The sequence below is a fragment of the Aurantimonas sp. A2-1-M11 genome (assembly GCF_036549475.1).
GTDB lineage: Bacteria > Pseudomonadota > Alphaproteobacteria > Rhizobiales > Rhizobiaceae > Aurantimonas.
In genome coordinates, this window is record NZ_JAZHLI010000104.1 from 1,891 (window position 1) to 9,041 (window position 7,151).

The window sequence follows — 7,151 nt, forward strand, 5'->3', positions numbered from 1 at the left end:
CGGCAATGGCAACGTCGGCGGCAACGGCAATGGCAACGTCGGCGGCAACGGCAATGGCAACGTCGGCGGCAACGGCAATGGACGGAACTAAGTCTGTACCGGTCGCAGCGCTAGCGAGGTGAGCGCATCAATGGCCCCCGTTCCTGAGATGGCCCAAAGATTGCTGCCGTCTCCGCAGCGCACGGTCGTCCTGCTTCTTATCGGTCTCGGCCTAATTCTCGCCGATCTGTCCGGCTTGGCAGCATCTGTGGATGCTCGCCTGGCGGAGCTGCGTTTCCAAGCCGACGCGATAGAGCCAACGGGCGACATCATCCTCGTCGACATCGATGCTAAGAGTCTGGCGGAGATCGGCATCTGGCCTTGGCCAAGACGTCTGCATGGCGAACTATTGCAGGCGGCGGAAAGCGCACAGGCGCGCAGTATCGCTTACGACATCGATTTCAGTACCAGTTCCTCGCCGGAAGACGATCAGGCATTCGCGGCGGCCCTTGCCGGAACTGAGATGGAGACGTTTCTGGCGGCGTTCGTCCAGCCGGACACCGCTTCGGGTGCGGGTCTTAGCGCGTCGCTTCCGATCGAGATGCTGCTTCGATATTCATGGCCGGCGGGTGTTAATGTTCCGATCGACAACGACGGTCGTGTCAGACGATTTCCTACGTCTATCGACGGTGCAGGAGAGCCGTTGGTCTCGATGCCGTCGCTACTTGCCCACGACGACGCGACCACGGGTTCACTCGGGATCGACTATGCCATCTCGGCAGGACAAATACCGCGCATTTCATATGTGGATCTACTAAGGAACCGGATCGCACCAGGTTCGATCCGCGGAAAGACGCTGATCGTCGGCGCCAGCGCCATTGAACTGCGCGATCTCTTTCCTGTGCCGGTCCATGGTATCGTATCTGGGTCAACGATCATCGCGCTCGCAACCGAAACCCTGCTGCAGGATCGGGCACTGCATAGTCTGGGTACGCCATGGTTTGTGTTGGCAGGCCTCGCGCTTATTTTGGTTCCGGCCGCGTCGCACCTCTCTTCGCGCCAAGCCTTTTCGGCCATTGCCGGCGCGGCGGTCTCAGCGGAACTGTTGGCATTCTATTTGCAGAGCGCTCATGCCGTTGTGCTGCAAACAGCCGGCTTCCATGCCTTGCTCATCGGTCTTGTGGTATGGGTGCTATCGCGCGAGTTTAATTTGCGACGCGTTCGCCTCTGGATCGCCCGGACTCAGGCGGCCAACAGCCAAAGCGTCCTTGAACGCGTCCTCGACGACGGGTTTCACGGCGTCGCGATTGTCGATGAGCAACAGCGAATCACTCGCATCAATCGCGAGGCATTAGAACTCCTCGGTCTGAAGAACGCGACCCGTCTAGACGAGCTGCCGTCAGAAATCAGCGACAACGTCTCGGCTGTTGTCACGGAGTTCGAGCACGGCAGGACTACAGGCAAGCCGGCGGTGCACGTGCTTCACCTGCCCGGCGGCGAGCGGGTGTTAGAGTACTCCATCGTGCCGTTCTGGCTAGCGGGCATTGCTGATCCGGAAGAAGACGTATCAGGCGACATTGTCTATGCCACATTGACGCTGCGCGACATCACCGAGCGCCAGAAGGCGCATGAGCGCATTCACTATATGGCTCTTCACGACAGCCTGACCGGGCTCGGCAATCGACGCGCCCTAGAGCAAAAATTGGAAGCGATCCTCGGCGGTGTCGCGCCGGATGGAGGCATAGCTCTTTTCGCGTTCGATCTAGACCGCTTCAAAGCCGTTAATGATGCCCTTGGTCATGGCGTCGGCGACGAGGTGCTCAAGGAAACCGCACGGCGGGCAGAAGATGTCTTAACCGGGTCCCTGCTGATCGCCAGGAGCGGTGGAGATGAGTTCATCGCAATTATGCCAGCGGAGAACCTGCCCTCGGCCCGTGCCATGGCTGCGGCACTCATCGACGCGATTGCCAATCCGTTCCTGCTATCTGGCCATCGTATCTGGGTGGAGACCAGCGTCGGCATCAGCTGGTGGCACGGTCAGGAGGCCACAGTAACCTCGATGATGCGCCACGCCGATGTTGCCCTGTACCGTGCCAAGCGCACGTCCGGCGAGAAGGTGGTGACGTTCGAGCCGCCCATGGATGGTGACCGTCTACAGCGGCTGAAGCTGGAGGAGGATCTGAACGAAGCGCTCAATCGGCACGAATTCAAAGTGGTCTACCAACCGCAACTGCGTCTCTCGTCCGAAGAAATCGTCGGGGCCGAAGCCCTAGTGCGTTGGACACATGCCGAACGCGGCTTCGTCTCGCCGGTCGAGTTCATTCCGGTCGCCGAGGAAACAGGACTGATCCATCGCCTCGGCGCCTGGGTGTTGGAAACGGCCTGTGTAGAAGCAATGAGATGGCCCAAGCCAATCAAGGTCGCAGTGAATGTCTCCGCCATTCAGTTTGCAGCAGGTGACCTCGTCGCGGCAGTGCGTCAAGCGCTCACTATATCTGGCTTGCCTCCGGAGCGTCTTGAGCTGGAAATAACGGAATCTGCTTTCGTGGAAGAGAGCGACAAACTCCACCCGATTTTCGAAGAGCTGTTGGCGATCGGCGTTAGCTTCGCCCTCGACGATTTCGGCACAGGGTACTCCTCGCTTGGCTACCTCCAGCGCTTCCCTATCTCCAAGATTAAGATCGACCGCAGTTTCGTCACGGACATCCTGACCAGCAATCACTCGATCGCCGTGATACGTTCAGTTATGGCGCTAGCCGAAGGTCTTGATATCCGCACTATCGCCGAAGGCATTGAGACGCCTGAACAGGCGACAATGCTTCGGCTTGCCGGATGCAACGACGGCCAAGGGTACCTGTTCGCGAAGCCGATCGAGGGGTCGGCAATCGCTGAGATGATGGAGGCCTCGCACATTGTTGTTCGCAAATCTGTCGCGTTCGGGGGGTGAGGCTCCGGCGGCAAATTCCGTCGACCGATAGCTCGCGACGCGAGAATCACAGAATGGCCTGGCTCGGGAATACACGGCGCGGGAGCCTGACCTTGCTTCGCGGTTACGCGGCGGTTACAGGCACCCGCCTCGCTGCCAGTTCGATGCGGTTCAACAGCGTACGACGCCGTTTAAGTCGGCTGATGCTCTCAGGCCCGAACGGACGGGCACTCCGGCGAACTGGAGTGCATCGGAGTGCATTGTTTAGACAGCGTAATTTCTCGCTTGCCAAGGTTGGGGTCGTGGGTTCGAATCCCATCGCCCGCTCCAAATTCTTCCAGAACTGAACGACTTGCGGGCTCGGACATCCGGGCCTTTTTCTGTTTCCTTTGCCTCATGCTCCGTCATAGCTGCGATCCATCAGCGGCTTGGCACGGTCCAGCGTTGCCGTATCGGTCGTGGTTTCGCGGTCGCCGCTACCGGGATCGTCGACGGTGCGGACGGCGCCAGCCCTGATCGCACCGACAGCAAAATCCTCGCCACCCATCCCGTGACCCGAAGCCTTTGCCGCCTAGATGGCGGAGCAAAGGAGTTCACGATCATGAACAAGCTCATTCCCGTCGCCCTGACAGCGCTGCTGGCCCTGTCGGCCTGCGGCGACGAAGCCGAGACCGGCACCGCCGATCCCGCCGCGCCGGCCACCACAGGCGAATCGGCGACCGATCGCGAAACCGGCGAAGCCATGGATGCGATCGGCGAGGCCGGGCGCCAGACCGGCGAGGCGGCCCGCTCGGCGATCCAGGACCTGTCGGATGCGGCGGGACCCGCCATCGACAACGCCCGCAAGGCGGGCAGTGACGCCCTGGAAGGGGCCAAGCAGGGCCTGAACGACCTGACCCGCGGTGCCGCCTGCCAGACGGCTCGCACCGCCGAGGACGCCGACGGCATCGCGGCCAATTGCTGACCGCGCCAACCAGATCAGGGGGGACGGGCGCGCCCCTCCTGATCTGTCGAGCATTCGCAGCGGAGCGCATCGTGCAGGCACCAAAGGAGCATGAGACCCATGATCGCGGTGCAGCAGACCGGCCATGACGACCCGCTGGCGTTTTCCGTGACGGTCGACGGCGCTTCCCATGCGGTCACCATGTCGTCGGCCGATTATCGGCGGCTTTCCGGCGACCGCTGCGCGCCGGACACCTGCATCCACGCCGCCTTCCGTTTCCTCCTCGACCGGGAGCCGAAGGACGCGATCATGACGCGCTTCGACATCAGCGTGATCGGCCGCTATTTCCTGGAATTCGAACGGGAACTGCCCCGCTACATCGAGGGCCTCGAGCCCCGGTAAAGCGCCATGCGTCCCACAGGACGCGCAAAGTACGCGTTGGCCTGTCGGCTCACTGCACCTTTCAACGATCGAGGCGGATTGCGAGACCATCGCGGCAGCCGGTCCGCATTGAGAAACCGCGAAGCTTGGCAGCCCGTCGCGCAGGCCTCCCCAAACGCAAAAAAAGGCGCCCCGAAGGACGCCTTTTTGCGAGACTGGCTCGATTGGTTGCGGGGACAGGATTTGAACCTGTGACCTTCAGGTTATGAGCCTGACGAGCTACCGGGCTGCTCCACCCCGCGCCATGACCGGCGGCGCGTTCCGCCTCGCCGGTGACCTCCATATATGCGACAGGCGGATGAATGTGAAGGGGAAATCTCGCCGAATTCGGCGAAAACAACATCCCCTTCGGCACACGCGACATGTGCGGGCCGATCCATCCTGCCAGGGCCGCAAGGCTAGCAGAGGCGGCAGCGCGTGGAAAGTGTCGCCGCAGATCACCTCGCTAGCGCTCGCCGCGGCGCCGGTTCGATCAATCGCGCAATTCGCGCCGGAGCACCTTGCCGACGCCGCTCTTGGGCAGCTCGTCGCGGAACTCCACCTCGCGCGGCCGCTTGTAGCCGGTGAGATTGTCACGGCAGAACGCCTTCACCGTATCGGCCGTCAGTTCCGGGTCGCTGGCCACGACGAACAGCTTGACCGCCTCCCCCGAATTCTCGTCGGGAATGGCGATCGCCGCCGCCTCGACGACGCCCGGCATCCGCGTGACGATCTCCTCGATCTCGTTCGGATAGACGTTGAAGCCGGAGACGTTGATCATGTCCTTCTTGCGGTCGACGATCCGGAAGCGTCCGGCTTCGTCCATCACGCCGATGTCGCCGGTGCGGAAGAAGCCGTCGGCGGTCATCACCCGCGCCGTCTCGTCCGGGCGGTTCCAGTAGCCCGCCATCACCTGCGGCCCGCGGATGGCGATCTCGCCCCGCTCGCCGACCGGCACCGCGCCGCCCTCCTCGTCGAGGATCGTCATTTCGGTCGAGGGGATCGGCACGCCGATCGTGCCGCTGTATTCGGTCGAATCGGTCGGGTTGCAGCAGGCCGAGGGCGAGGTCTCGGACAGGCCGTAGCCTTCGCAGATCGAGCAGCCGGTCTGCTTGCGCCACAGCTCGGCCGTGGCCGCCTGGACCGCCATGCCGCCGCCCACCGAAAGCCGCAGATGCGACCAGTCGACACTCTTGGCGTCGGGATGGCGCGCCAGCGCGCCGAACAGGGTGTTGACCGCCGGGAAGGAATGGAAGCGATGCTTCTTCAGCTCCTTCAGGGTCGCGGGAATGTCGCGCGGATTGGGGATCAGGATGTTGCAGCCGCCGGTGCGCATCGACAGCATCATGTTCACGGTGAAGCCGAAGATGTGATAGAGCGGCAGCGCGCAGACGGTCGTCATCTGCTCGCCCTCGGGCATGGTCTTGAGCGCCGGCGCGTGCCAGGCTTCCGACTGCAGCACGTTGGCGATGATGTTGCCGTGGGTCAGGGTCGCGCCCTTCGACACGCCGGTCGTACCGCCGGTATATTGCAGCACAGCCGGATCCTCGCGTTCGGACGCGACGGCGGTAAAGCTCGCGGCGCGCCCGGTCGCCATGGCGTCGCGGAAGGCGATGGCGCCATCCAGCCGGTAGGCCGGCACCATCTTGCGAACCTTGCGTACGACGAAATTGACCAGATGGCGCTTCACCAGCGGCAGCATGTCGCCCATGGAGGTGACGATCACATGCTCGACCGGGGTCTCGGCCCGGCAGGCCTCGAGCGTCGCCCCCATGTTTTCCAGGATCACGATCGCCTTGGCGCCGGAATCGCGCAGCTGGTGCGACAGCTCGCGCGGCGTATAGAGCGGATTGGTGTTGACGACGATGAGCCCCGCCCGCAGCACGCCGGCGACGGCCACCGGATACTGGAACAGGTTCGGCATCATCAGCGCGACCCGGTCGCCCTTTGTCAGGCCCAGCGACTGCAGGAAGGCCGCGAAATGCCGGGACTGGTCGTCCAGCTCGCGGAACGTCATCATCGCGCCCATGAAATGGAACGCCGGCTGGTCCTTGTGCTGGGCGAAGGCCTCGCTCAGCAACTCGCCGAGGGAATGATAGGGGAAATCCGGCAATTCGGCCGGCACGCCCTCAGGATAGGTCTGTAACCAGGGTTTCTGCATCGTCGACACCTCCCGTTGTCCGGCCTTACCGATAGCGCAGACCGCGGCAAAACGGAACGCTCTGCCGTTTACGTCAACGGAATTTATCCGGGCATGCCGCAGCCTGCGAGATGTAGCCGTTGGCGCCCGGAACCAGGGCCCGGCTCTCACAATAGAGGAGACCCGGCCGCGCAACCGCGACCGGGTCTCCGCGAGGTCGATGGCAAAGGCGCTGACCGGCCTTAGAGGTTCCGTCCGATGGCACCGCCGGCCACGGCGCCGCCGACGCCGCCGATCACCGCNCCGGCCGCGCAACCGCGACCGGGTCTCCGCGAGGTCGATGGCAAAGGCGCTGACCGGCCTTAGAGGTTCCGTCCGATGGCACCGCCGGCCACGGCGCCGCCGACGCCGCCGATCACCGCACCGCCGGTGCCGGCGACCGCATTGCCGAGGACCGCGCCGCCGACGCCGCCCACGGCCGCGCCGCCGATGGTCTGCTGGGTCCGGGTGCAACCGGACGCCGCGAGCAGAGCGGCCATGACGATGGTGATGGTGGTGAGTTTGGTGTTCATGCCGCGTGTCTCCTGGGGCTTCCCGCAAATCCGCGCGAATGCGGGTTTGTAAAGGGAATTGCGTAATTCGCGTGATCATGAGCACGGATTTCAGACGATCGTGAGCATGGATTTCGCGGCATCGTGAGCATCGATTTCAGAGGATCGTGAGCAGCTTTCAAGAAGCTGCGG

Annotated in this window: 6 protein-coding genes and 1 tRNA gene; 3 read left to right on the forward strand and 4 right to left on the reverse strand. The window is 63.2% G+C overall.

What is annotated here, in order from left to right; genetic code table 11:
- Positions 1 to 130 precede the first annotated feature (130 nt).
- Positions 131 to 2,926 (forward strand): EAL domain-containing protein, encoded by a 2,796-nt coding sequence (locus tag VQ042_RS23520; RefSeq protein ID WP_331822714.1) that lies wholly within the window; start codon positions 131 to 133, stop codon positions 2,924 to 2,926.
- A 373-nt stretch (positions 2,927 to 3,299) separates the two neighbouring features.
- Here VQ042_RS23520 and VQ042_RS23525 read toward each other — a convergent pair whose 3' ends face one another.
- Complete coding sequence (locus tag VQ042_RS23525; protein ID WP_331822719.1) at positions 3,300 to 3,452, reverse strand: hypothetical protein; 153 nt, start codon at positions 3,450 to 3,452, stop codon at positions 3,300 to 3,302.
- Positions 3,453 to 3,506: 54 nt separating this feature from the next.
- Between VQ042_RS23525 and VQ042_RS23530 the strand changes: the two genes are divergently transcribed.
- Both VQ042_RS23530 and VQ042_RS23535 read left to right on the forward strand, forming a co-directional pair.
- A complete protein-coding gene (locus VQ042_RS23530) occupies positions 3,507 to 3,869 on the forward strand; it encodes a hypothetical protein (protein WP_331822715.1) in 363 nt (120 codons plus the stop codon).
- Positions 3,870 to 3,968: 99 nt separating this feature from the next.
- Positions 3,969 to 4,250: a hypothetical protein gene (locus VQ042_RS23535; protein ID WP_331822716.1), complete on the forward strand. Its 282-nt coding sequence runs from the start codon at positions 3,969 to 3,971 to the stop codon at positions 4,248 to 4,250.
- Between the two features lie 204 nt (positions 4,251 to 4,454).
- On the opposite strand, the gene VQ042_RS23540 is transcribed toward VQ042_RS23535, so the two are convergent.
- The 3 genes from VQ042_RS23540 to VQ042_RS23550 form a co-directional block, all read right to left on the reverse strand.
- Positions 4,455 to 4,531, reverse strand: a tRNA-Met gene (locus VQ042_RS23540).
- A gap of 230 nt (positions 4,532 to 4,761) precedes the next feature.
- Positions 4,762 to 6,429 (reverse strand): long-chain-fatty-acid--CoA ligase, encoded by a 1,668-nt coding sequence (locus VQ042_RS23545; protein WP_331822717.1) that lies wholly within the window; start codon positions 6,427 to 6,429, stop codon positions 4,762 to 4,764.
- Between the two features lie 341 nt (positions 6,430 to 6,770).
- A complete protein-coding gene (locus VQ042_RS23550; protein ID WP_331822718.1) occupies positions 6,771 to 6,980 on the reverse strand; it encodes a hypothetical protein in 210 nt (69 codons plus the stop codon).
- Positions 6,981 to 7,151: the final 171 nt, after the last annotated feature.

What these genes read in the sequence shown, in the direction of transcription:
- VQ042_RS23520 (WP_331822714.1), top strand. Translation starts at nt 131, where the DNA reads ATGGCCCCCGTTCCTGAGATGGCCCAAAGATTGCTGCCGTCTCCGCAG.
- VQ042_RS23525 (WP_331822719.1), bottom strand. Translation starts at nt 3,452, where the DNA reads ATGGGTGGCGAGGATTTTGCTGTCGGTGCGATCAGGGCTGGCGCCGTC.
- VQ042_RS23530 (WP_331822715.1), top strand. Translation starts at nt 3,507, where the DNA reads ATGAACAAGCTCATTCCCGTCGCCCTGACAGCGCTGCTGGCCCTGTCG.
- VQ042_RS23535 (WP_331822716.1), top strand. Translation starts at nt 3,969, where the DNA reads ATGATCGCGGTGCAGCAGACCGGCCATGACGACCCGCTGGCGTTTTCC.
- VQ042_RS23545 (WP_331822717.1), bottom strand. Translation starts at nt 6,429, where the DNA reads ATGCAGAAACCCTGGTTACAGACCTATCCTGAGGGCGTGCCGGCCGAA.
- VQ042_RS23550 (WP_331822718.1), bottom strand. Translation starts at nt 6,980, where the DNA reads ATGAACACCAAACTCACCACCATCACCATCGTCATGGCCGCTCTGCTC.